Source organism: Bradyrhizobium sp. LHD-71, assembly GCF_031157255.1.
In the GTDB taxonomy this organism is placed as follows: Bacteria; Pseudomonadota; Alphaproteobacteria; order Rhizobiales; family Xanthobacteraceae; genus P52-10.
The window spans coordinates 386,934-410,362 of record NZ_JAVIFX010000003.1; the positions used below are offsets into that span (position 1 = coordinate 386,934).

General features: G+C 62.6%; 21 protein-coding genes. 10 read left to right on the forward strand and 11 right to left on the reverse strand.

The features are described from left to right. The first annotated feature begins 169 nt into the window (after positions 1–169). Both rpoD and RCO31_RS04540 read left to right on the forward strand, forming a co-directional pair. Positions 170–2,302: an RNA polymerase sigma factor RpoD gene (gene rpoD, locus RCO31_RS04535; RefSeq protein WP_308967032.1), complete on the forward strand. Its 2,133-nt coding sequence runs from the start codon at positions 170–172 to the stop codon at positions 2,300–2,302. Positions 2,303–2,510: 208 nt separating this feature from the next. Beyond that, complete coding sequence (locus RCO31_RS04540) at positions 2,511–3,683, forward strand: acyltransferase family protein (RefSeq protein WP_308967033.1); 1,173 nt, start codon at positions 2,511–2,513, stop codon at positions 3,681–3,683. A gap of 12 nt (positions 3,684–3,695) precedes the next feature. Here RCO31_RS04540 and RCO31_RS04545 read toward each other — a convergent pair whose 3' ends face one another. The 7 genes from RCO31_RS04545 to nikA form a co-directional block, all read right to left on the reverse strand. After that, positions 3,696–4,979, reverse strand: coding sequence for a cystathionine gamma-synthase family protein (locus RCO31_RS04545; RefSeq protein WP_308967034.1), 1,284 nt, complete (start codon positions 4,977–4,979; stop codon positions 3,696–3,698). Positions 4,980–5,160: 181 nt separating this feature from the next. Beyond that, positions 5,161–6,495 carry an MFS transporter gene (locus RCO31_RS04550; protein WP_308967035.1) on the reverse strand — a complete coding sequence of 445 codons (1,335 nt, stop codon included), beginning with the start codon at positions 6,493–6,495 and terminating at the stop codon, positions 5,161–5,163. A gap of 45 nt (positions 6,496–6,540) precedes the next feature. Further along, complete coding sequence (nikE, locus tag RCO31_RS04555; protein ID WP_308967036.1) at positions 6,541–7,362, reverse strand: nickel import ATP-binding protein NikE; 822 nt, start codon at positions 7,360–7,362, stop codon at positions 6,541–6,543. Further along, a complete protein-coding gene (locus RCO31_RS04560) occupies positions 7,359–8,147 on the reverse strand; it encodes a nickel import ATP-binding protein NikD (RefSeq protein WP_308967064.1) in 789 nt (262 codons plus the stop codon). Before RCO31_RS04560 ends, nikE begins: the two co-directional genes overlap by 4 nt. Further along, positions 8,144–8,995 (reverse strand): nickel ABC transporter permease subunit NikC, encoded by an 852-nt coding sequence (gene nikC / locus RCO31_RS04565; RefSeq protein ID WP_308967065.1) that lies wholly within the window; start codon positions 8,993–8,995, stop codon positions 8,144–8,146. Before nikC ends, RCO31_RS04560 begins: the two co-directional genes overlap by 4 nt. Before the next feature lie 17 nt (positions 8,996–9,012). Continuing rightward, positions 9,013–9,957, reverse strand: a complete 945-nt coding sequence (gene nikB / locus RCO31_RS04570) for a nickel ABC transporter permease subunit NikB (RefSeq protein WP_308967037.1) — start codon at positions 9,955–9,957, stop codon at positions 9,013–9,015. A 3-nt stretch (positions 9,958–9,960) separates the two neighbouring features. Next, positions 9,961–11,511 carry a nickel ABC transporter substrate-binding protein gene (gene nikA / locus RCO31_RS04575; protein WP_308967066.1) on the reverse strand — a complete coding sequence of 517 codons (1,551 nt, stop codon included), beginning with the start codon at positions 11,509–11,511 and terminating at the stop codon, positions 9,961–9,963. Between the two features lie 493 nt (positions 11,512–12,004). On the opposite strand from nikA, the gene RCO31_RS04580 reads away from it, so the two are divergent. From RCO31_RS04580 to yut, 8 genes are all read left to right on the forward strand, one after another. After that, positions 12,005–12,307 (forward strand): urease subunit gamma, encoded by a 303-nt coding sequence (locus RCO31_RS04580; protein WP_308967038.1) that lies wholly within the window; start codon positions 12,005–12,007, stop codon positions 12,305–12,307. Between the two features lie 13 nt (positions 12,308–12,320). Then, positions 12,321–12,830: an urease subunit beta gene (locus RCO31_RS04585; RefSeq protein ID WP_308967039.1), complete on the forward strand. Its 510-nt coding sequence runs from the start codon at positions 12,321–12,323 to the stop codon at positions 12,828–12,830. A 50-nt stretch (positions 12,831–12,880) separates the two neighbouring features. Continuing rightward, positions 12,881–14,602, forward strand: coding sequence for an urease subunit alpha (locus RCO31_RS04590; RefSeq protein WP_308967040.1), 1,722 nt, complete (start codon positions 12,881–12,883; stop codon positions 14,600–14,602). 12 nt (positions 14,603–14,614) lie between these two features. Beyond that, entirely contained in the window at positions 14,615–15,187 is a 573-nt protein-coding gene (gene ureE, locus RCO31_RS04595) for an urease accessory protein UreE (RefSeq protein ID WP_308967041.1), read from the forward strand. Positions 15,188–15,478: 291 nt separating this feature from the next. Then, positions 15,479–16,168 carry an urease accessory protein UreF gene (locus RCO31_RS04600; RefSeq protein ID WP_308967042.1) on the forward strand — a complete coding sequence of 230 codons (690 nt, stop codon included), beginning with the start codon at positions 15,479–15,481 and terminating at the stop codon, positions 16,166–16,168. Between the two features lie 11 nt (positions 16,169–16,179). After that, positions 16,180–16,812 (forward strand): urease accessory protein UreG, encoded by a 633-nt coding sequence (gene ureG / locus RCO31_RS04605; protein WP_308967043.1) that lies wholly within the window; start codon positions 16,180–16,182, stop codon positions 16,810–16,812. A gap of 9 nt (positions 16,813–16,821) precedes the next feature. Beyond that, complete coding sequence (locus RCO31_RS04610) at positions 16,822–17,727, forward strand: urease accessory protein UreD (protein ID WP_308967067.1); 906 nt, start codon at positions 16,822–16,824, stop codon at positions 17,725–17,727. A 10-nt stretch (positions 17,728–17,737) separates the two neighbouring features. Continuing rightward, positions 17,738–18,757 carry an urea transporter gene (gene yut / locus RCO31_RS04615; protein WP_308967044.1) on the forward strand — a complete coding sequence of 340 codons (1,020 nt, stop codon included), beginning with the start codon at positions 17,738–17,740 and terminating at the stop codon, positions 18,755–18,757. A 157-nt stretch (positions 18,758–18,914) separates the two neighbouring features. Here the strand turns inward: yut and RCO31_RS04620 are convergent, their stop codons facing one another. From RCO31_RS04620 to RCO31_RS04635, 4 genes are all read right to left on the reverse strand, one after another. Next, on the reverse strand, positions 18,915–19,739 hold the full coding sequence (locus RCO31_RS04620; RefSeq protein WP_374991420.1) for a Bug family tripartite tricarboxylate transporter substrate binding protein: 825 nt from the start codon (positions 19,737–19,739) through the stop codon (positions 18,915–18,917). 459 nt (positions 19,740–20,198) lie between these two features. Continuing rightward, positions 20,199–21,185 carry a tripartite tricarboxylate transporter substrate binding protein gene (locus RCO31_RS04625; protein WP_308967046.1) on the reverse strand — a complete coding sequence of 329 codons (987 nt, stop codon included), beginning with the start codon at positions 21,183–21,185 and terminating at the stop codon, positions 20,199–20,201. A gap of 403 nt (positions 21,186–21,588) precedes the next feature. After that, positions 21,589–22,578 carry a tripartite tricarboxylate transporter substrate binding protein gene (locus RCO31_RS04630; protein ID WP_308967047.1) on the reverse strand — a complete coding sequence of 330 codons (990 nt, stop codon included), beginning with the start codon at positions 22,576–22,578 and terminating at the stop codon, positions 21,589–21,591. 143 nt (positions 22,579–22,721) lie between these two features. Beyond that, positions 22,722–23,429: hypothetical protein (locus tag RCO31_RS04635; RefSeq protein ID WP_308967048.1), on the reverse strand; the 708-nt coding region annotated here is incomplete at its 5' end.

Here is a 23,429-nt window from a genome sequence, read left to right on the forward strand (position 1 = left end):
GAGGGCAACGAATCGGGTGGCGCCCTCAAGGCACCGCCCCTTTTCTGCGTAGGGCGCATGCGGTCAGCCGCAAGGCGGGGATGAACAAATCGGAGGCGGGGTTATTGCCTCCAAGCGATTGAGACGAGTTGAGCGCGCAAGCGGCAAGGCGCGTTGCAGGAGCGGATGAATGGCCACGAAGGCGAAAGCAGCGGTACAAGTGAAGGAAGTCGCCAAGGCGGAGAGGCCGGCCGAGGCGCCCGAAAAGGAAGCGGCCGACGCTCCTTCCGGTCCTTTGCTCGATCTGTCTGACGCCGCCGTCAAGAAAATGATCAAGCAGGCGAAGAAGCGCGGCTTCGTCACTTTCGATCAGCTCAATGAAGTGCTTCCGTCGGAATCGACCTCGCCCGAGCAGATCGAGGACGTGATGGCGATGCTCTCGGACATGGGCATCAACGTCTCCGAGAACGACGACGAGAACGAGGACGAGGACAAGGAAGACGACGACGAGCCCGATACCGAGCTCGTCGAGGTCACGCAGAAGGCCGTCACCGAAACCAAGAAGTCCGAGCCGGGCGAACGCACCGACGATCCCGTGCGCATGTATCTGCGCGAGATGGGTTCGGTCGAGCTGCTCTCGCGCGAGGGCGAAATCGCCATCGCCAAGCGCATCGAGGCTGGTCGCGAGGCGATGATCGCCGGGCTCTGCGAAAGCCCGCTGACGTTCCAGGCCATCATCATCTGGCGCGACGAACTGAACGAAGGAAAGATCTTCCTCCGCGACATCATCGATCTCGAGGCGACCTACGCCGGTCCCGAGGCCAAGGGCGGCGCTGCCCCCATGACCGGTGAGGACGGCCAGCCGCTCGCAGCCAATTCCGGCAACGGCGCGTCTGCGCCGCAGGCGCTGTCGTCAGCCGCGGTTGCGACGGTCGCGCCGCCTGCAGCTCCGCCGTCGGCGACGCCGTTCCGCGCTGCTCCGGCCGACGCCGAGGAGAAGGACCCGGGCGAGTCCGCAGCGGAAGCGGACATGGACGACGACGAGTTCGAGAACGCGATGTCGCTTGCCGCCATCGAGGCCGAACTGAAGCCGCGCGTGGTCGAGACCTTCGACAAGATCGCCAACGAGTACAAGAAGCTGCGGCGCCTGCAGGAGCAGGACATCCAGAACCGGCTGCAGAACGAGACGCTGTCGCCGTCGCAGGAACGCAAGTACAAGAAGCTGAAGGACGAGATCATCCTCGAGGTGAAGTCGCTGCGGCTGAACCAGCTGCGCATCGACTCGCTTGTCGAGCAGCTCTACGACATCAACAAGAAGCTCGTCTCCTATGAAGGCCGGCTGTTCCGGCTGGGCGACGGCCACGGCGTCTCGCGCGAAGACTTCCTGCGCAACTACACCGGCTCGGAGCTTGATCCGCGCTGGCTCAACCGCGTCTCGAAGCTCTCCAGCAAGGGCTGGAAGAATTTCGTCGCGCACGAGAAGGATCGCATCAAGGATCTGCGCGGCGAGATCCATGCGCTCGCCGAACTGACCGGTCTCGAGATCGGTGAGTTCCGCAAGATCGTGCTCGGCGTGCAGAAGGGCGAGCGCGAGGCGCGGCAGGCGAAGAAGGAAATGGTCGAGGCGAACCTGCGTCTCGTCATCTCCATCGCCAAGAAATACACCAACCGCGGCCTGCAGTTCCTCGACTTGATCCAGGAAGGCAACATCGGCTTGATGAAGGCGGTCGACAAGTTCGAATACCGCCGCGGCTACAAGTTCTCGACCTACGCCACGTGGTGGATCCGGCAGGCGATCACGCGAAGCATCGCCGACCAGGCGCGCACTATCCGCATTCCGGTGCACATGATCGAGACGATCAACAAGATCGTCCGCACCTCGCGCCAGATGCTCAACGAGATCGGCCGCGAGCCGACCCCGGAAGAGCTCGCCGAGAAGCTCGGCATGCCGCTGGAGAAGGTGCGCAAGGTTCTGAAGATCGCCAAGGAGCCGTTGTCGCTGGAAACGCCGGTAGGCGATGAGGAAGACTCGCACCTCGGCGACTTCATCGAGGACAAGAACGCGATCCTGCCCATCGATGCTGCGATCCAGTCGAACCTGCGCGAGACCACCACGCGCGTGCTCGCCTCGCTCACGCCGCGCGAAGAGCGCGTGCTGCGCATGCGCTTCGGCATCGGCATGAACACCGACCACACGCTGGAAGAGGTCGGCCAGCAGTTCTCGGTCACCCGCGAACGCATCCGCCAGATCGAGGCGAAGGCGCTGCGCAAGCTGAAGCATCCGTCGAGGTCGCGCAAGCTGCGCAGCTTCCTGGACAACTGAGCGCAGACGGTCAGTCTGTGCTGACCAGAACGGCGGGCGGGAGCCCGCCGTTTTGTTTTGGCCAAACTGATAGCGCGGTCCGCAAGCGCTGCCCATCAATGGACGCCGGGACGTCCTGCAAAAGCCCTGATCCATACCTATCGGGCGGCGGCAGTGGCGCTCGGCTTCGACCGGCAGCGCCGGTTGCATCAGGTGAGACGTTGCAGGAATGACAGGTACGTTGAAGTCGGTTCAGTCCGCCGGGAGCGGCGCGCGACGCACCGATCTCGACGGGGTGCGTATTCTGATCTGTGCCGCCATCATCCTGGCCCATGCGCTGCTGATCTTTGCGGCCGAGCCGCGGTATCACCTGAAGAGCGAGCAGCCACTGGTGCTGGCGTCCGTCCTCTACGAGTTCATGCGCATCACGACTCTGCCGGTGTTCTTCGTGCTGGCTGGCTGGTCGGCGCTGACGTCGTTGCGCGGACGTGGTGCCGGCCGTTTCGTGCGGGAGAGGGTGACGCGCTTGCTGCCGCCGCTTGTCGCCGGGACACTGCTGTTCGGACCGGTCATCAAATACATCGAACTGAGCCACGGCCGTGACATGGGCCTGCACGGCTTCCGGCTGGTCGATGCGCTGCATATCGCTTTCCTTGATTTCCTTCCCGGCAGCCTGACGAAGGTGAAGCTGGTGAGCTGGTCGCACCTCTGGTTCCTCGCTTACCTGTTCCTGATCTCGTTGTTGCTGCTGCCTCTTTTGGTGCGGCTTGCGCGGCGTGTGCCGGTCGCGGCCTTGCCCGCAGCGCCCGTGGTCTATCTCCCCGCATTTGTCATGGCGGCGCTGTTGGTGGCGTTCGACGGCTACTGGCCATTCCTGCCGAACCTCGTCACCGACAAAAGCAATCTTGGCTATTTCACGCTGTGTTTTGCCGTGGGAGCTGGACTAGCCGCCTGGCCGGGCTTCGAGATGCGTCTGCGCATCGAGGCGCCATGTCTGTTGGCGCTCATGCTGCTGGCCTTTGCCGGCGTCGTTTTGTGCGGTGAATCCGCGGCCGGCCGCGTGTTCGTTGGCTTCACCGCATGGGGGGCCATTGGCGCCGGGCTCGGGTTTGCCGCGCGCGTCAGGCCGGCTGCGAGCCCGACATTGGCCTATCTGAGCGAGGCGACGCTTCCGGTCTACATCGTGCACCACGTGCCATTGCTGCTGCTCGGCGCGGCCGTGCTGCCACTCGCCATTCCGGCATGGATCAAGATCGCACTGATCGCTTCAGGAACGAGCGTGATCTCGCTGGCGGCCTTTCACTGGCTGATCAGGCCCTGGCGCTCCGTGCGCCTGCTGATGGGCATGGGCGCCCCAAAGGCCGCCATGCCTGTGCCGAATCCGACCGGCGCCCCGGCCTGAAGCGTCCTGCATCTACGCCGCATTCAGCGCCTGCGCGATGTCGGCGATCAGGTCGGACGGATTCTCGATGCCGATTGACAGGCGGATCGTCGAATCGAGAACGCCGATCTTCTGGCGGATGTCGGCCGGAACGCCCGAGTGGGTCATGCTTGCGGGCAGGCTCGCGAGCGACTCGGTGCCGCCGAGGCTGACCGCCAGCTTGATGATCTGCAGCGCGTTCAGGAATTTGAAGGCGGCGGCCTGACCGCCGACAATGTCGAACGAGAACGTGGAGCCTGCCCCGGTGCATTGGCGGGCGAATACGCGGCCGGTGGGCGAGGATTCGTCGTAGTGCGCCAGGTAGTGGACCTTCGCCACCTTCGGGTGATCGTGCAGATAATCCGCCACGAGGCGCGCGTTCTGGTCGGCCTTTTCCATGCGGAGGCTCAGCGTCTCGAGCGACCGGCTGATCATCCAGCAGGAGTGAGGGTCCAGCTGGGTGCCGATGGCGCCGCGCAGCGCCTTGATGTCCTTCATGATGGCCTTCGAGCCGAGTGCTGCGCCTGCGATCAGGTCGGAGTGACCGCCGACATATTTTGTCAGCGAATACAGCGACAGATCCGCACCGTGCTCGATCGGGCGCTGAAACACCGGACCGAGCAACGTGTTGTCGCACACGACGATCGGCGTATGTCCCTGCGCCTTGCCGATCATCTCGGCCGTGCGGCGGACAAGAGCGATATCGACCAGGCCATTGGTCGGATTGGCCGGGGTTTCGATGAAGATCATGGCCACGCGACCCGCGCGCATCGCGTCCTCTGCAGCCATCCTGACCGCGTCTTCGTCGATGCCGTCGGCGAATCCGACGGCGCCGATGGCGAGGCCTGCGAGCGTCTTTGCAAGCAGGGTTTCAGTCCCGCCATAGAGAGGTTGCGAGTGCAGAATGACATCGCCGGGACGGGCGAAGGCGAGGATCGTGGTGGCGATCGCCGCCATGCCGGATGAGAACAGCGCGCAATTCTCGGTGCGCTCGTAGATCGCGAGCCGGTCCTCGACGATCTCGCTGTTGGGGTGATTGAAGCGCGAATAGACCAGCCCCGCGCCCATCCCCTCGGGAGGTTCGCGCCGTCCCGCGACGAAGTCGAAGAAGTCCTGTCCGTCCTCGGCGGTCTTGAAGACGAAGGTCGAGGTCAAAAACACTGGCGGCTTGACGGCCCCTTCCGACAGTTGCGGATCGTAGCCGTAGTTCAGCATCAGCGTTTCGGGATGAAGCGTGTGATTGCCGATTTGGGTCTTCGACGGAAACGGTTTCACCATGGCCTGTCTCGCTGTCTGGTCTGCCGCTGATTTAAACGCGCGCGCAGAGCGCATCGTGGTGCCCGCGTTCGTCCGGCAAGATCACTTTTTCGTCACGGGTCGAATTGCGCGCACCTGTGCACAAGCCCTAAAGCATTTTCCGGAAAGGTGGATACCGGCTTTCCGCAAGAAAATGCGACCTCTAGGCCCCTTGGCCCTGTCGTCTCGCCCGCATCTCGTCGCTGGGCTTGATATCCTTTGACCTGCTGTAGATCGTGACCGCTGTGATCAACACCACGGTGAGGGTGGCGAACAATGCACGGTAGGCGCTCTCCGAGCGGGCGCCGTCGGCCAATGGCTCGAAGGCGCCGACGATCAGGCCGGAGAGCGTCTGCATGCAGGCGACGCCGAACATCACCGCGGTGTTGATCGTTGCCATGCCGCGCCCGATCAAGCGGTCGGGAAAGATGCCGCGACCGTGTGTCATCACCATGGTGCTGGCGGCAGAGAAGAAGCCGATGACGAGAATGGCGCCGACCGGCACCCAGATCGGCGGATGCGACACAAGCGCCAGCGTGGCGAGCATGGAGACCGTCACCATGCTGCCGCCGACGGCGATCCATTTGCGCGTGTCGAGGAGGCGGTCGAGCGGGCCGAACGCGAGCATGCCGAACTGATAGGCGATGACGGCGGCGAACAGCACGTTGCCTGCCTCGATCGGGCTCAGGCCATGCACCTCGCGCAAGTACGGCCCGCCCCACAGGCCTTGCACCGTGAACGTGCAGGCGTAATTGCAGAAGTTCAGAGCGAGGATCGGCCACAGGCGGCGGTTGCGCAGCACCTCCAACAGGCCTTGCAGCATTTCGCGTGGCGGTTCTGGGCTGCGGGCCAGGAAGGGATGGCCGGCTGGTGCATCGCGCACCACCAGCCAGACGGCTACAGTTGCAAGCGCAGTGAAGACGACAACGCCCGCGAATGCCGTGCGCCAGCCGACGGTTTCCGCCGCCCAGGCCAGCGGCGTGGTGGCGGCGAGATTGCCGAGCAGTCCGATCGACATGACCATGGCCACGAGGGTGGAGAAGCGATCCGGCGGAAACCAGCGGGAGATCACCACCATGCTGCCGATGAGCATGACGCCGAAGCCCGCGCCCATCAGCACGCGACCGGTCAGCAGCATCGGCCAGCTCTGCGCCAGCGTGAAGATGACGCCGCCGGTGGTGGCGAGAACGAGCATCCCGACGACCGTGCGGCGCGGGCCGAACCGGTCGAAGAAGAAGCCGCAAGGGATCTGCATTGCAGCAAAGCCGAAGAAGAACGCGCCGGTGAGCGTGCCGAGTGCCTCGGGCCCGATGCTCAAGTCGTGCATCAGCTCGAGGCCGATGGTGACGTTGGCGGCGCGGAAGAAGTGGCTCGCGACATAGGCCGTCGCCAATGTGGCGACGATGATCAAGCCCCGGCGGTGCGGGAAGGGCTGCCGCTCGCTGGACCGCTCAGGCGGGCGTTGTCCCGCTTCGTGTTGAAGTTGTTCGGCCGTCATTTTCGTCTGCGAGGCTAACATGCGTCCGCCGCAAGCAGAAGGCTGTCAGCCGACCTTCACCAGGTTCGTGTCCTCGGCAACCGGCCGCGGTTTTGGGAAAGCGGGCAGGATCGCAGCCTTGAGACGTCGCGCCGCGGGATGTTCGAACTCGAAGCCCTGCTTGACGGCCCGCTGTTCGACGATTCTGCCTTCGTCCAGAACGATCACGCGCGAGCAGAAGCGTTCTACGAGCCGCAGATCGTGCGTGATGAACAAGAAAGAGACCCTTGCCCGCGTCTGCAGCTCGCGAAGGAGGTCAAGCATCTGCATCTGCAGGAGCAGGTCGAGATTCGAAACCGCTTCGTCGAGCACGATCAGCTTCGGCTCGGGCGCAAGTGCGCGTGCGATGCAGACGCGTTGAAGCTGACCTCCGCTCATCTGCGCTGGCCGCTTGGTCGTATCCTGCGGTCGCAATCCGACGCTCGCGAGCAGCTCGGCCACTTTCGCCGAGCGTTCCTTCTCTCCCAATGCCGTCAGGTGGCGCAGCGGCTCGGCGATGATCGCCTCGATGCTGTGTCGCGGATTGACGGCGCTGATCGGATCCTGGAAGACCATCTGCACCACGCGCCGATAGGCGAACCAGTCCGCCCGCGAAAATGCCCGCAGCGACCGACCTTCGAAAAGCACGTCGCCCTCGTTCGGATGCTCAAGTCCTGCGAGCAGGCGTGCCAGCGTGCTCTTGCCGCAACCGCTTTGTCCGACCAGCGCGACAGTCTCGCCCTCGGCGATCTGAAGCGAGACGTTCTGCAAGGCGACGTGCGTCTTCGTCCCCGTCAGCGAGAAGCTTCGGTATACGCGCGAGACGTTTGTTGTGGACAGCAAACTCATGATGCAAGCTGCAGCCCATAAAGAGACAGGTGCGCAGTAACAAGCCGCCGCGTGACCGCGTGGCGCGGCTTGAGGAAGATCTGGGACACAGACCCGCGCTCGACGATTTTTCCGGCGTCTATCACCGCGACCTCATCGGCAAGGCGCGCGACGACGCTCATGTCATGCGTCACCAGCAGGACCCCGAGGCGGCGGCGGCGGACGACCTGCTCGATCAGATCCAGCATGCGTGCCTGCAGCACGAGGTCGAGGTCGGTGGTCGGCTCGTCCGCGAACAGGAACGGCGCGTCGCTGAGCAGGGCAACGGCGATCATCACGCGCTGAAGCATCCCGCCGCTCATCTCGAACGCATGCAGGTCGAGCACACGCTCCACATTCGAGAGGCCGACGTCGTCCATTGCGGAACGAACGCGTTCATGCGCGTCTTTTCCATATCGGCCGTTTGCCTTCAGGGTTTCGATCGCGTGGCTTCGCATTGTGCGCACGGGGTTGAAGGCGGTGCGCGGGTTCTGCATGATCGAGGCGACCTGGCGTCCTCGCAAATCGGCAAACGGTTGCGCCGTTCCATCGACAAGGACTTTGCCGGTGTTGCGCAAGACTCCGGGCGGCAGCACGTCGAGACTGGCGGCGCAGGTGAGCGATTTTCCGGAGCCGCTTGCGCCGACGAGCGCAACGACGCGGCCGCGGGTGATATCGAGCGACACGCCGTCGACCAGGGTCCGGAACCTGCCGTTCTGGTTGGTCACGACGCACAGATTCTCGATGCTCAGCTGCCCGGTCGTCAGCATGCATGCTCCCGCCGCTGGTGAGGATCGAGACGGTCGCGCACGGCATCGCCGATCAGGTTGAAAGCCATGACGCTGATAAACAGCGCCAGCCCGGGCCACAGCATCAACAGCGGCTCGGTCCAGGCATACTGCCGCGCGTCATTGATCATCACGCCCCATTCCGGGGTTGGCGGCGTCACGCCGAGGCCGAGAAAGGACAAGCCGGCGACGTGCAGCATGATGTGCCCGATGTCGAGGGTTGCGAGAACCAGCAACTGCGAGGCGGTGGACGGCAGGAGATGCTCGACGAACGTCCGTATCCTGCCTGCGCCTGAGAGGCGGGAGGCCAGAACGAACTCGCGCGTCTTCAACGAAAGGACGGTGCCGCGAACAATCCGTGCGTACCAGGCCCAGTGGGACAGAGCGATGGCGATGATGACGTTGATCAGCCCGGTTCCGAGGACGCCGATCATGAAAAGCGACAGGACGACGGTGGGAACTGTCAGGAACAGGTCGGTGAACCGCATCATCAGCTGATCGGTGCGGCCGCCGATGAGCCCGGCTGTGCCTCCGATGGCGACGCCGAGCACCAGAATGAGGGAGAGCGTCAGGCAGACCGAGCCGAGCGAGATGCGTGCCCCGACGATCAGTCGGGCGAGCATGTCACGGCCCAGGTGATCGGTGCCCAGCCAGTGAAGGCTGCTCGGCGGCAAGAGTCTGCTCTTGAGCTCCACCTGGTTCGGATCGAAGGGCGTCAGGTACGGACCGAGCACGGCCGCGGCAATCAAGGCGCAGACGATCATGATGGAGATGCGCACCGGCCAGGTGACGCTTGCGCGCGCGGCGGGCGCCTCGTCCGCCGCCACGACCTGGTCGAGCCCAGTCACTTTGCCTCTCCGGCGGCCAGTCTTATGCGCGGATCGACCCACGCATAGAGGATGTCCACGACAAGATTGCAGAGCACGAAGACGATCACCATCATCAGCGTAAAGCACTGGATGACGGGGTAATCCCGATTGAAGATCGCCGATACCGCATAGCGTCCAACGCCCGGCCAGCCGAATATGCTCTCGATGACAAGCGTGCCGCCGATCAGCTCGCCGATATGCATTCCTGTGGCCGTGATGATCGGCAGCAGCGCATTGCGCAGGATATGCGTGTGCTCGATGTTGCGCTCTGAAAGTCCGCGCAGGCGCGCATAATAGACGTGCCGCTGGCCGGCGACTTCCAGCATACTGGCCCGCAACAAGCGGGCGTTGATCGATAGCGACATGAAGGAGATGGCAAGCGCGGGCATGATGAGTTGCGTCCATGCTCCGCGTCCCATGGCAGGCAACCAGCCAAGCTGAACCGAGAACAGGAGAACGAGAAGAAACGCCAGCCAGAAATTCGGCATGGACACGCCGACGAAGGCGACAAGCCGAACGATCTGATCGGGGAGGCGATCGGGATGTCGCGCCGCCCACATGCCCAATGGGATCGATATTCCGAGCGTCAGAATGAGGGCTACGCTGGCGAGCTGCAGGGTTGCCGGAAGATAATGGAGCAGGTCGGGCAGCACCGGACGCTGGCTCGCATAGGATGTACCGAAGTCGAGTTGAAGCGCCTGCTTCAACCAGTCGACATATTGCACCAGGATCGGTCGATCGAGGCCGAGCATGGTCCGTGCATCGGCGAGGGCCTGCGGCGTCGGCGGCACATTTGAGAGCCGCAGGTAGTCCATGGCCGGATCACCCGGACCAATTCGCAGCATCAGAAAGATGACGAACGATGCGGCCAGCAGCGTCGGTACCAGAAAAAGCAGCCGCTTGAGGACAAAAGCTTGCATCGGTCACTTCGCGCCGGGCTTCAGCTTTTCGAAAGGGATCTCCGTCGCCATGGCGCCAAATTGTAATGGGCCGACTTCGGGTTTGGCGACGGCAAAGATGGTGGCGTAGGTGAGCGGCAGATAAACTGCCTGCTCATGCAGATACGTGAAAATGTTCTTGTAGAGCGCTTTGCGCGTCGCTTCATCGGTTGTTGTCAGCACCTTGCCGATCTCCGCGTCGATCTCGGCCTTCCGGGCCAATCCAAGCTGCGCCCGGTAATCGGCATGGGACGGTACGCGCATCGAGCTGACGAAGGCGTGCGGATCATAGGGCGCTCCCCATGTCCGATTGAAGATCATGCCGAAGCGGCCGTCTTTCTGCCGCGCATAGACGCTGCTCTCCTCCTCACCGACCAGGACGGTATCGATGCCGACCTTGCGCAGGTCCGCCTGGACGATCTCGGCAATGGATTTGCTGATTGCGTCGGTGCCGGCGAAGGAGAACTCGATCGTCAGCGGCTTGCCGTTCTTGCTGCGGATCGGGCCATCGCCCGTCAGCCGCCACCCGTCCTCATCGAGCAGCTTTGCCGCAAGCGCAGGATCATAGTTGTAGGGCTCAAGACCGATGTCGGCATAGGGAACGTTGGACGCAAACAGAGCGTCCGCCTTCTTCTGCGTGCCGTGGAAGACCGTCGCGATCATCATGTCCTTATCGACGGCGTGGTTGAGAGCCTTGCGCACCGCCAGATCGCTGGTGGGCTCGCGAGCCGAGTTGATGGCGAGCGCACGCGTCTGAATAGGATCGGAGAGCGCGGTAGCATAGCGGCGCATTTTCGCAAAACGGGCGAACATGTCCGGCGAGATAGGACCGTCGGCACCGTAGATCAGGTCGATCTGGCCGGTCTCGAACGCGACGGCACGCATGTTGGGGTCCGAAATCACCTTGACGGTGATCTTCTCATAGGCTGGCTTTGCGCCCCAATAACTGTCATTGCGCGTGAAGACGTCGTACTCGCCGAGCCGGGTCTCCGTCAGCTTCCATGGTCCCGTGCCGATCGGAGCCTTGATCCCACTCTTGGTGCCGCCGTCCTTGAATTGAGATGGCGCAATGAACCGCATGGGACGCGGCAGCGCGAGCTCCTGCAGAAAAGGGTAATAGGCGTCCTTCAGCGTCAGCCGTACGGTATATGCGTCGAGCGCCTCGGCGCCGACGATCTGGTTCATCAGTTCCAGCCAGGTGTGGCGCTCCCGATTGGCCAGGATGGCCTCGACATTGGCGACGACGGCGGCCGCATCGAACTTCTCGCCGTTCGAAAAGCTCACATCCTGTCGCAGCTTGAACGTATAGGTCTTTCCATCCGGTGATGCTTCCCAGGATTGCGCCAGCCAGGGGCTGACGCTTCCGTCAGCCTGGTACTTGACGAGCGGCTCGTAGACCATGCCCTGCGCGAACATCTGGTTCGGCGTATAGAGGTGAGGGTTGAGCGGGCCGGCGTTCTGAAACCATGAGAAGTTAAGCGCGGGATCGGCCTTGCCTGCGGCCGGCAGGCCGAGCGTTGCTGCTGCAACGACGATGAAGACAGCCGCGCTACGCGCGCGCAAGTTCCGGCGCCGAAACCTCTGTCGCCGAAACCTCTGCCGCAATGTCCGCCACCGTTGCGCGTGCTGAGCTGCCCACATCAACCTATTCCAGATGGTCATGCCGATGTGAAGCGCTTCTCGCATGTCTTGCGTGGCTTGTCGCGGGCTCCTTTCGCATTGCGGCTAGGCGGGCCCTGGGCCGTAATGCGAAGAACGGCGACATAGATCAGATGCTCGGCACCATGCAGGGCTCCACGCGCCCGCAGCTTGCGAAATCTGGATGCTGTCGCGCCCGGCGCCAGGGGTGACCTGATCTGTTGGTTGTCGAAGCGCTAACGTTTTCGGACAGAGGCCGTCCATTCGGGCGACCGGAAGCAAGCCAACTTTCTTCCTCGTTGACTCAGGGTTTGACCCGATGGCGGCAGCAGAGCTGCCGTTTCTACATGAAGCGCGCAGCGCGGAGATTCTTTGAGTCCGGGGGACATCCATGCATCTGACACCGAGAGAGCTCGACAAGCTCCTCACCTATTCGCTGGCCGAGATCGCACTGAAGCGAAAGGCCAAAGGCATCAAGCTCAATCATCCCGAAACGGTGGCGGTCCTGTCGGCCTATGTGCTGGACGGCGCACGCGAGGGACGTTCGGTCGAGGACGTCATGAGCGGTGCCCGCAGCGTGCTGTCGAGCGACGATGTGATGCCCGGAGTGCCGGATCTCATTCCAATGATCCAGATCGAAGCGGTCTTCACCGACGGAAGCCGTCTGGTCACCCTGCACAAGCCTATCCAATAAGGAGATCGGGCGAATGGCCAAGACTCCGAGCAATCCTCCGAGCAGTCGTCCGACCAGCGCGCCCGCTGGACAGTCGAAGGCGGCACAGGAATCAGCAGCAGCGCCTGCGGTTGCCGCCAGCTCCAAGGACACGGTTCCGGTCGGCGGCTATGCACTCGCCGACGCACCGATCGAGCTGAACGCGGGTCGGCCGCGGGTCACGCTGAATGTCAGGAACACAGGGGACCGACCGATCCAGGTCGGCTCTCACTTCCACTTCTTCGAGACCAATCGCTACCTCGCCTTCGATCGCGCCGCGGCGTTCGGCATGCGGCTTGATATTCCCGCCAACACCGCCATTCGCTTCGAACCGGGCGATGAGAAGCAGGTGACGCTGGTGCCGTTCGGCGGCAAGCGGTTCGCCAACGGCTTCAACAATCTCGTCGACGGCTGGACCGGCGAAGGACCGACGCCGGGTTATCGGCCGAATTTCGAAGCCGCCGTACGACGGGCAAAGGAACGCGGCTTCAAGACGACCAGCTAACAGAACGGCGGTCGCCCGGCGCGTTGTCAGGATATGTCAGGAGTAATGCAGTGACGCAGATATCTCGCCGGCAGTACGCCGATCTCTACGGTCCGACGCTCGGCGACAAGATTCGTCTCGGCGACACCGACCTCTACGTCGAGATCGAGAAGGATTTGCGTGCAGTCTACGGTGACGAGCTGCAGTACGGTGGCGGCAAGACCCTGCGCGACGGCATGGGGTCCGACAACCTGTTGACGCAGGAAGCCGGATGCCTCGATCTCGTCATCACCAACGTGACCATTCTCGATCCCATGCTCGGCGTGGTCAAAGCCGATGTCGGCATCAGGAACGGACTCATTGTTGGTATCGGCAAGGCCGGCAATCCCAGCACCATGGATGGCGTCACACCTGGCCTGACGACAGGCGGATCGACCGATGCGATCTCCGGCGAGCATCTGATCCTCACCGCCGGCGGCATGGACACCCACGTGCATTTCATCTCGCCGCAGCAGACATATGCGGCCTTGAGCAATGGAATAACGACGCTGTGGGGCGGCGGCATTGGCCCGGCCGATGGCACGAATGGCGTGACGTCCGTCAACGGGCCGTGGAATATGGAAATGATGCTCCGGGCGATCGAGGGGATCCCGATCAATGTCGGCTTCTGCGGCAAGGGCAATTCGACAGGCATTGGCCCGCTGGTCGAGCAACTGAAGGCAGGTGCGGCGGGTTTCAAGGTTCACGAGGATTACGGTACGACACCGGCGTCCATCCGCTCCTGTCTCACGGTGGCCGATGACTACGATGTTTCGGTGGCCATTCACACCGATACCCTGAACGAAGCCGGGTACGTCGAAGACACTATCGCCGCCTTCGACGGGCGCACCATGCATACCTTTCACAGCGAAGGCGCCGGCGGCGGCCATGCACCGGATCTGCTCAAGGTGGTCGGCCAGCGAAACATCCTGCCGAGTTCGACCAATCCGACCCTGCCGGCCGGCGTCAACTCGGTCGCTGAGCTGTTCGACATGATCATGGTCTGTCACAACCTCAATGCGAAGATTCCGTCCGACGTGGCATTTGCCGAAAGCCGCGTGCGCGGCGAAACGATCGTCGCCGAAAGCGTCCTGCACGACATGGGCGCGATCTCGATCATCGGCAGCGACTCGCAGGCGATGGGTCGAATCGGCGAAAATTTCCTTCGGGCCTTTCAGACCGCGGATGCGATGAAGCAGGCGCGCGGCAAACTGCCTGAGGATGCTTCAGGAAACGACAATTTCCGCGTCCTGCGTTACCTCGCCAAGGTCACGATCAATCCCTGCATCGCCGCCGGACTGTCTTACGCCATCGGCTCGATCGAGCCAGGTAAGGTCGCCGATCTGGTGCTCTGGTCGCCGGCGTTCTTCGCTGCCAAGCCGAAGATGGTCATCAAGGGCGGCATGATCGTCTGGGCCAATATGGGCGATCCCAATGCGTCGCTGCCAACACCGCAACCGATGTACTACCGGCCAATGTTCGGCGCCTACGGGACAGCGCTGCCGAAGACCTGCATAAGCTTCGTTTCGGCTGCCGCGCACGATGCGGGCGTCAAGGAAAAATACGAGCTCAATCGTATGGTCATGCCGGTGAAGCAGACTCGGGTTCTCGGCAAGGAGCACATGGTACGCAACGCGTACCTGCCGAAGATCGACGTCAATCCGCAGACCTTCGCGGTGACGGTAGACGGCGTTCATGCAACCGTTCAGCCGCCGAAAAACATCGCGCTCAATCAACTCTATTTCTTCAGCTGACCGGTGACCAACATGATCCTGATTGAGTCCGTCCTTGGCAACGCGCGGGATGCGGTCTGGAAGGACCGGCTGCATGCGGCCCGTATCGACTGGCTAGTGCTCGACCAGTGGGAAGCGCAGAAGAACCGCTTCCGCAAGCACACGGCCGACAACGTGGAGATTGCCGTCGCAACCGACCGCAACACGCATTTGCACGATGGCGACATTCTGGTGTGGGACGAGAACGTTCCGTGCGCCGTGGTCGTCAAGGTGGAGTTGAAGGCGGTGATGGTGATCGACCTCACCCAGGCTATGGCACAGCCGCCCGAACTATCCATGCGAACGTGCGTCGAGCTCGGGCATGCGATCGGCAATCAGCATTGGCCGGCCATCGTCAAGGGCAACAAGGTCTTCGTGCCGTTGACACTCGATCAGAAAGTCATGAGCTCGGTCATGCGGACCTACGCGTTTCCCGGCATCACTTACGATTTCGTGCCGGGAGCAGAGGTCATTCCCTACCTTGCTCCCCACGAGGCGCGCCGGTTGTTTGGAGGCGCCGATTCCTCCGGCCATGCCCACAGCCATCACGCGCATGGTCATGGCTAAGGTGTCCAGTACTCTTGCATATCGGTCTCTCGGAGATTGCCGCGAACTCGGTGCGCTCCCTCTCCCCGTTGGGGAGAGGGTCGGGGTGAGGGGCAGTAACACCGATGGTGACGTACAGTTGATTGCCGAGCAGACTTCGCTGCTTCTGTCGAAGCTCGGTTTTCGCCGCACCGTGACCGCGCGTGCCACGGCCCCTCACCCTAACCCTCTCCCCAACGGGGAGAGGGGACGCGGCCGAGCGCCTGGGTGTCTGTTGCGCATATGCGATAGCCCGGACGAGGTATCACACCCATGCGCAGCGTGACCGGGTTGCTGTATGTGCTTCAGTTCGCCGATTCAGCGTTGCCGGTTGGCGCATTCTCTTTTTCCAACGGGCTGGAATCGGCCATTCAGCAAGGTGTGGTTCGGGATCCGGCGTCTCTCAAGCAGATGGTGCTCGCTGCAACGGAGCAGGCGGCCACCCTTGACGGCGGTGCATTGCTGGTGGCGCATCGGGCGGTGCTGGCTGCGGACATGCAGGGTCTCGTCGCCGTCGATCGTGCGGTGTACCTGCGCAAGCTCAACGAGGAAATGCGAACGATGACGGTTCGTATGGGACGCAAGCTCGGCGAGCTCGGTGCGCACGTCCTTGATACGCCGCTGCTGGCCGATTGGGTTCGCGCGATCAAGAGCGGGGCGTCGCCCGGCACGTTTCCCGTCGGGCTCGCGCTTGTCACCGGCGCGCTCGGCGTCGAGGCACGGGATGCATTCGCGGCGCATCAATATGGCGTTGCATCGATGATGCTCAATGCGGCACTCCGCCTGATGCGGGTCTCGTATTTCGACACCCAGGCGATCCTGCTGGAGGTGAACGCGACCGCCGAGGACCTGTATCAGCGCGTTCGCGCCGATACGATCGACGACATAAGAGCCTTCGCACCCCTGTTGGACATTCTGGCGGCGACGCACGTCAGGGCGCACGTTCGCATGTTCATGAACTGATGGAAACAGCAATGAAGAAGATCACGCGCATAGGAATTGGTGGACCGGTCGGCTCCGGCAAGACTGCCATTGTCGAGGCCATTGCACCGCTTCTGGTGCGCATGGGCTTGAAGATCCTTGTCGTCACCAACGACGTGGTGACGACCGAGGACGCCAAGCACGTGCAGCGGACGCTTAAGGGGATTCTGCTCGAGGAGCGCATCATCGGCGTGGAGACTGGCGGTTGTCCGCATACGGCCGTGCGCGAGGATCCGAGCATGAATCTGGCTGCGGTCGAGGAGATGGAAGCTCGCTTTCCTGACACGGATCTCGTCTTGATCGAGAGTGGCGGCGACAATCTCACGCTGACTTTCAGTCCGGCGCTGATCGATTTCTTCATCTACGTCATAGACGTGGGGGCGGGCGACAAGATTCCGCGCAAGAACGGGCCAGGTATCAGCCAGTCGGACATTCTGGTGATCAACAAGACGGACCTGGCTCCATATGTCGGCGCCAGTCTTGCCGTGATGGATCAGGACTCCCGGTTCATGCGCGGTAAGAAACCTTTCATCTTCACCAACTGCAAGACCGGCGAAGGTATCCCGGAGCTGGTTCATCTGATCCGCGAGAACGTGCTGTTCGATCTGGCGATACCAGCAGAGTAACGAGTGTCCCTGCTTCTCGCCCCCGAACTGGCGCGGTATCGCGACGAGCCAAAGCAGCTGCCGAGTGGCGGACTGGGCAAGAATGCCTTTCTGCGGTTGGGCTTTCGGCGGAGCGGGAGACGGACGATCCTCGCCGAGCTCAATCGCCGCGCACCGCTGCTCGTGCAGCAGGCGCTTTATTGGGACGAGGAGATGCCACTGCTGCCCTGCGTACCGATCATCAGCAATTCAGGCGGTATCCTGCAGGGCGACCGCTATGCCATCGAGATCGACCTGGACGATGGCGCAGAGGCTCACATCACGACCCAGGCGGCAACCAAGATCCATGAGATGGATGCGAATTTCGCCGCACAAACCCAGAGGATCGTCCTGGCGGCGGGGGCCTATCTCGAATATCTGCCGCATCCGGTCATTCCGCACAGGCATGCACGCTTCGTCACCCACACACACATCGTCATCGATCCGAGCGCGACGGCCCTTTACTCCGAGATCCTGCTGCCGGGACGCAAGTACTATGGTGGCGGCGAGGTGTTCGCCTACGACCTGTTTTCGTCGTTGCTCCATGCGGCGCGGCCCGATGGTGCGGCACTGTTCGCCGAAAAGTTCATTATCGAGCCACAAGCGTCCGATGTCGCCAACATCGCCGTCATGGGGCCGTTCCATGTTCTTGCCAATGTGCTCTTGCTGACGCCTCCCGTTCATGCAGAGCGGATCTTCGAGCAGGTCCAGCCTGTCCTCGACATGGAGCATGGATGGGCCTGTGGTGCGAGCCGGCTGCCAAACAATGCGGGGCTTCTTTACAGGGTGCTCGGCATGGAGTCGCAGGTCGTGCGCGCGAAAGTACGCGCGTTCTGGTCGCTCGTGCGGCACGAGGTGAAAGGCAATCGTGTCCCCGATGAATTTCTTTGGGGTTGAGGAGGATCGCATGACGCGCCTTCTGCAAGCATGGGATGAATTGGTCGAGCAGAGTTCGCTGCTGCGATTGATCGACCTGCATCTGCGCGGAGCCGGGCAGGTGATGTTTCAGAACAACCCGCTCACCGGGCTCCTCTTCCTGTTAGGAATTTTTTGGGGAGCAATCGCGTCCGGCAACCCCGCCATTGCCGTCGGTGCCGTCGTCGGACTGGTCGTTGCAACGGTGACGGCAATTCTCCTTCAGTCGGACGAAGTGTCGCTCCGCCAGGGTCTGTTTGGCTTCAATGGCGTTCTGGTCGGTGTGGCCGTTCCGACATTTCTCGTCATGAACCCGGCGACGTGGTTTCTGCTTGTTGTCGGCGCGGCCGTGTCGACGGTGGCCATGCTTGCCGTCAGCCAGGTCACGAAGCTTTGGGGCGTGCCGGCCCTGACGTTCCCGTTCGTGCTGACGACGTGGTTTCTGATGCTCGCGGCCTATTCGTTCGGCCACCTGCCGGTGCGCGGTCTCGGTCCGCCGGCGCTTCCGGTGCCGGCCGCAGCGGCTGTGAGCCACCTGGAGCCTTCGGCCGTCTTTCTCCTGACCGCCTGGATCAAGGGCATCGCCCAGGTGTTCCTGCTCAACAATCTCGTCACCGGCGTTATCTTCATCGCGGCGCTGCTGGTCAGTTCGATCTGGGCTGCCGCATTTGCCGTTGCGGGCTCCATCGTCAGCGTCGTCGTCGCGCTGATGCTCGGGGCGAGCGCGGCGGACATTGATGCCGGGCTTTACAGCTTCAGTCCGGTGCTTACGGCCATCGCGCTGGGAAGCGTCTTCTTCAAACCATCCTGGCGCGTGGCCTTGTTCGCGCTGCTTGCGACCGTCTTCACGGTCATCGCGCAAGGCGCGCTTGATGCGGCGGTTGCTCCGGCGGGCATCCCGACCTTCACCGCCGCGTTTATCTTCATCACCTGGCTATTTCTGTTGCCCAAGGTGAATCTCGAGCCCCACCGCCACGAGCCGCTCAAGGACGGCATCCTCACGGGAAAGTAGTGACGCGGTCGTTGCGCACCGCCGTCATTGCGAGCGAAGCGAAGCAATCCAGTCTGAGCTGCCGCAACCGCCGCGCTGGATTGCTTCGTCGCCACAGGCGAGCGAAGCGACGCCGTTCTTCGAACGGCTATGCCCTCGCAATGACGAGAAACGCGCGTCACTCCGGCTTGATACCGAGATCTTTCAGCAGGACCAGGATGACCCCGGAGTCGCGTTTGAAGCTCGTGTTGGTCGCCTCGAAGTCGGTCGGAGGGTCGAGCAGGTAGTTTGTGAGCAGCTGTTTCACCTTCGGGTCGTCGCCGGCCTGGACGAGCAGATCGGAGAGCTTCTTGACGATCTCCTGCGGCGTGCCGGAGGGCACGGCGAACGTCGTAAAGCCGCGTGCATCGTAGAATGGGCTGACCGCGCCTTGCTCCACCATTGTCGGGATGTCCGGATACGGCGGCAGGCGGTTGCCGGTGACGGCGATCATCTTGCCGCGCCCGGACTGGATGACTGGCAACGCCACCGCATAGCTGCCTGACGCGCCATCGATTGTCTGCGCCGCCACGTCTGCCCACATCGGCGCCTCGCCGCGATATTGGATCACCTCGACCTTCAATCCGTATTGCTTGGCTATCGTCTCGATCAGCATGTGCGGTGTAGAACCGACGCCGAAGGAGCCCCAGTTCAGCTTGTCGGCCTTCTTCGCGTACGCGACGAACTCCTTCAGATTGCTTGCACCGGTCTTCTCGGCCGCCACTACCGGGGCGCCGATGCCGCGAACCATCGTCAGATAGATGAAATCCTTTTCCGGATCGTAAGGCAGGTCCTTCACTGTCAGGCGGTTCTGAATCAACGAGGACGAGATGCTGCAGAGTATCGTGTAGCCGTCTGGCGGAGCGCGCTTGACTTCCGTCACGCCGATGACACCGCCGCCTCCGCCCTTGTTCTCGACCACGACCGGCTGGCCAAGCTGGCGGGTCAGGAAATCGCTGAACACGCGCCCAATGCCGTCGGTCTGTCCGCCGGCCGGGTAGGGGACGACAACCCGGATCGGCTTCGATGGCCAGACTTGCGCCGACGCCGACCTGTGAAGAACTGGTAATGCAAACGTGGTGACACCCGCAGCGATGACGCTGCGGCGCGTGAGCTTCCGCATTCGATCCTCCCACAGACCCGATGTTCGCTCGGGTTCTCGTGTGACGAGCTTAGAGAAGGAGGGCGAGATGGGTAGATGCCGAAAACGCCGTGCAGCCTTGCGGCCGGTCAGACATTTTGACGCGCTCGCTCCTGCGCTGCGGAGCGCATCGACAGGATATCCGCTTCAGTTGCGATGTTGCGTTTCCCGCCCGCTGTCGGAAAGCGCCGCTGAAAGGCAGACTCGCAATCAGGGGGCCGCACGAAGCGTCGTCCGGGGTGCGCCTCGCTCGCCGAGCGATGCGAGGCGACTGACAGCCCCTTACTCCGGTTTGATGCCGAGTTCTTTCAGCAGCCCGAGCATCACTTCCGAGTCGCGCTTGAAGCGGGCATTCGTCTTCTCGAAGTTCGATGGCGGTCCGAGCAGGTAGTTCGTGAGCAACTGTTTCACCTTCGGATCGTCGCCGGCTTGCACGAGCAGATCCGAGAGTTTCTTGACGATGTCCTGCGGGGTGCCGGCGGGCACGGCGAAGGTCGTAAAGGCGCGGGTCTCGTAGAACCCGCCGACGGCGCCCTGTTCGGTCATCGTCGGCGTGTCAGGAAATGGCGGCAACCGGTCGCCTGTCACGGCGATCAGCTTGCCGCGGCCGGACTGGATCACCGGCAAGGCCGCCGCATAGCTGCCCGACGCGCCGTCGAGCGTCTGTGCCGCCACGTCCGCCCACATCGGCGCTTCACCGCGATACTGGATCACTTCGACCTTGAAGCCGTATTGCTTTTGCATCGTCTCGATGAGCACGTGCGGGGTCGAACCGACGCCGTAGGATCCCCAGTTCAGCTTGTCGACCTTCTTGGCGTAGTCGACGAACTGCTTGAGGTTGGTCGCGCCGGTCTTCTCGGCTGCGACGACCGGGCCGCCGAGGCCTGAGACCATCGTCAGATAGATGAAGTCCTTCTCCGGATCGTAGGGAAGATCCTTGACCGTCAGGCGGTTCTGGATGAGCGAGGAAGAGATCGTGCACAGGATGTTGTAGCCATCAGGTGCCGCGCGTTTCACTTCGGTGACGCCGAGCACGCCGCCACCGCCGGCCTTGTTCTCCACGACCACCGGCTGGCCCAGCTGTCGTGTCAGGAAATCGCTGAAGACACGCCCGATCCCGTCGGTCTGTCCGCCGGCCGGATAGGGCACGACGACGCGGATCGGTTTCGACGGCCACGCGCCTTGCCCGGACGCGGTGCCGCTGAGGGCAGGCAGCGCCAGCGTGGTGGCACCCGCAGCCATGAAGCTGCGGCGCGTGAGTTTCGTCATTCAGTCCTCCCATGATTCCGGTCCGGGCTTCGGCCAGCCTTCTCTTGTCGATGAACTTAGACGAGGCGAGGAGGGCGGGTAGAGCCAAAAATGCATGCAGCCTTGCGGGCGACCCGGACATTTTGACGCTCCGACCTCGTCTTCAGGGTTATTGCGACAGATGTGCGCTTAACTCACTGAGCTTGCCGCCGTGGTCAGAGCCTCTCGCCTAACGTGCTCTTTGACAATTGAATCGCGTGAGTCGTCCCGGCCAAGCGAAGCGCAGAGCCGGGACCCATAGCCACCTGTCGTCATGAGGCGACGTGCCTTTGCGCGCTAAGCCGGGACTAGCACCATCGGTCGGTGGTCATGGGTCCCTGCCTTCGCAGGGACGACCCGAATGCTTGGCAAATGACGGCGGGCATCACTCCCCGCTGATGCCGAGATCCTTCAGCACGGCCAGCAGCACTGGCGATTCCTCCGAGAACTGCCGTTGTGCTTCGGTCATGTCGGAAGCCGGCTCCAGGTAGTAGGTCGCCAGCGCCTGCTGCACCTTGTCGTCCTTGCCGGCCAGAACCATGGCATCCGACAGCTTCTTCAGAATCTCTGGCGGAGTGCCGGCCGGAGCCCACCAGCCGGTGAAGCCGCGCACGCCGAACAATTTCGAAGACGCCCCCTGCTCGGCCAGTGTCGGGATTTCCGGATGCGGCTTCAGCCGCGCTCCGGTGGTGCCGATGAGCCGGCCGCGGCCTGATTGCAGCACCGGCGAGGTGATGGCGTAGCTGCCGATAGCGGTGTCCGTCGAGCCGGTCATGAAGTCCGCCCACATCGGCGCTTCGCCGCGATAGTGAATCGGCTCGATCTTCAGACCGTATTGCTTGTTGAGCTCGAAGGCGACGATATGCGGCGTCGAACCGACCGCATAAGTACCCATGCTGATCTTCTCGGCCTTTTTCGCGAACTCGACGAATTCCTTCAGGTTGGTGACGCCGGAGGATGACTGGACCACCATCAACAGGCCGCTTCCCTTGACGACCGAGAAGATCGCGAAATCCTTCTCCGGATCGTAGGCCAGATTCTTGATCGTGGCGCGGTTCTGGATCATCGTCGTCGAGATGGTGCACATCAGCGTGTAGCCGTCCGGCGGCGATTGCTTTACATCGATGGCGCCGACCGATCCGGACCCGCCGCCCTTGTTCTCGACGACGAATGTCTGGCCGAAGTGCCTCGAGAGAAACTCACCATAGGCGCGCGCTATTCCATCCGTCTGTCCGCCCGCCGGATACCCGACCACGATGCGAACGGGCTTGTTCGGCCAGGCGCCCTGAGCCGATGCGCGCCTGCCGAACAATGGCAGGCTTGCGGTGGCGGCGCCGGCGGCAATGAGTTGGCGGCGGGTAACGCGGATGATCATTCTGTTGTTTCCTTCCCAGACTTACGGCCGTTTCTCGGCTCTTGTCGTTCTAGATCAAGTTTGAGCGGCTCGGCCAGCCCGATGATGTCACATAAGACGCGTTCCTCGCCGGGATCCTCGCGCAGCAATGACGGAAAGAGCGCCTATCGCTTCTCCAGCCAGAACCGCGACTGACTGAGGTCGCACTTCGCATTCTCGCCCATGCACAGGCTGATGGGCAGCACACGCGCCTTGCGCTGCCGTCGCTGCCGGTCTCGTGGTGTCCCGCCCGGTGTCAGGCTCATCATCGCGACCCGAAGGCTCGCTTCGATCTTCTCGACATCGCCCGGCTCGATCTTGTCTCCGGTGAGGATGACGAAATCGATCAGATCATGGCGGATCAGATCGACATCCAGGAAGATCAGGCCGACTGGCAGGACCGGCAAACGCATCCCTGGAATCGTGCACGTCTCCGCATCCGGGCAGTGCGAAAGCCTCTTTCGGCGCTCCGTTCGCCAAACGCATTCCGGTGCGGCAGCCATCCGCACGACGCAAACGGTGATGTCCGGTGCATTGCTGGTCTCGGGCACGACGACGCGCCTGCCGACGGCAGGATAGCCATCCCAGGGGCTGCCGTTCGCCTTCACGGGATCGGCCGTCACCGAGAGATTGACAATGAGTTCTTGAGCTGACTGCTGGGCAACTGCAGGCTCACCACAGGTGAGCGCGAGCAGGGCAGCGCAGAACAGCGGCTTGAGGGAAGCTCTGAAAGGACCGTGCATGCTGTAACGTCTAGTGTCGTGGATCAGAAATTCGCACCATCGTTGCCGCGAGTCCATCGTGCGAATTTCTGATCCATAAACGACACGAGA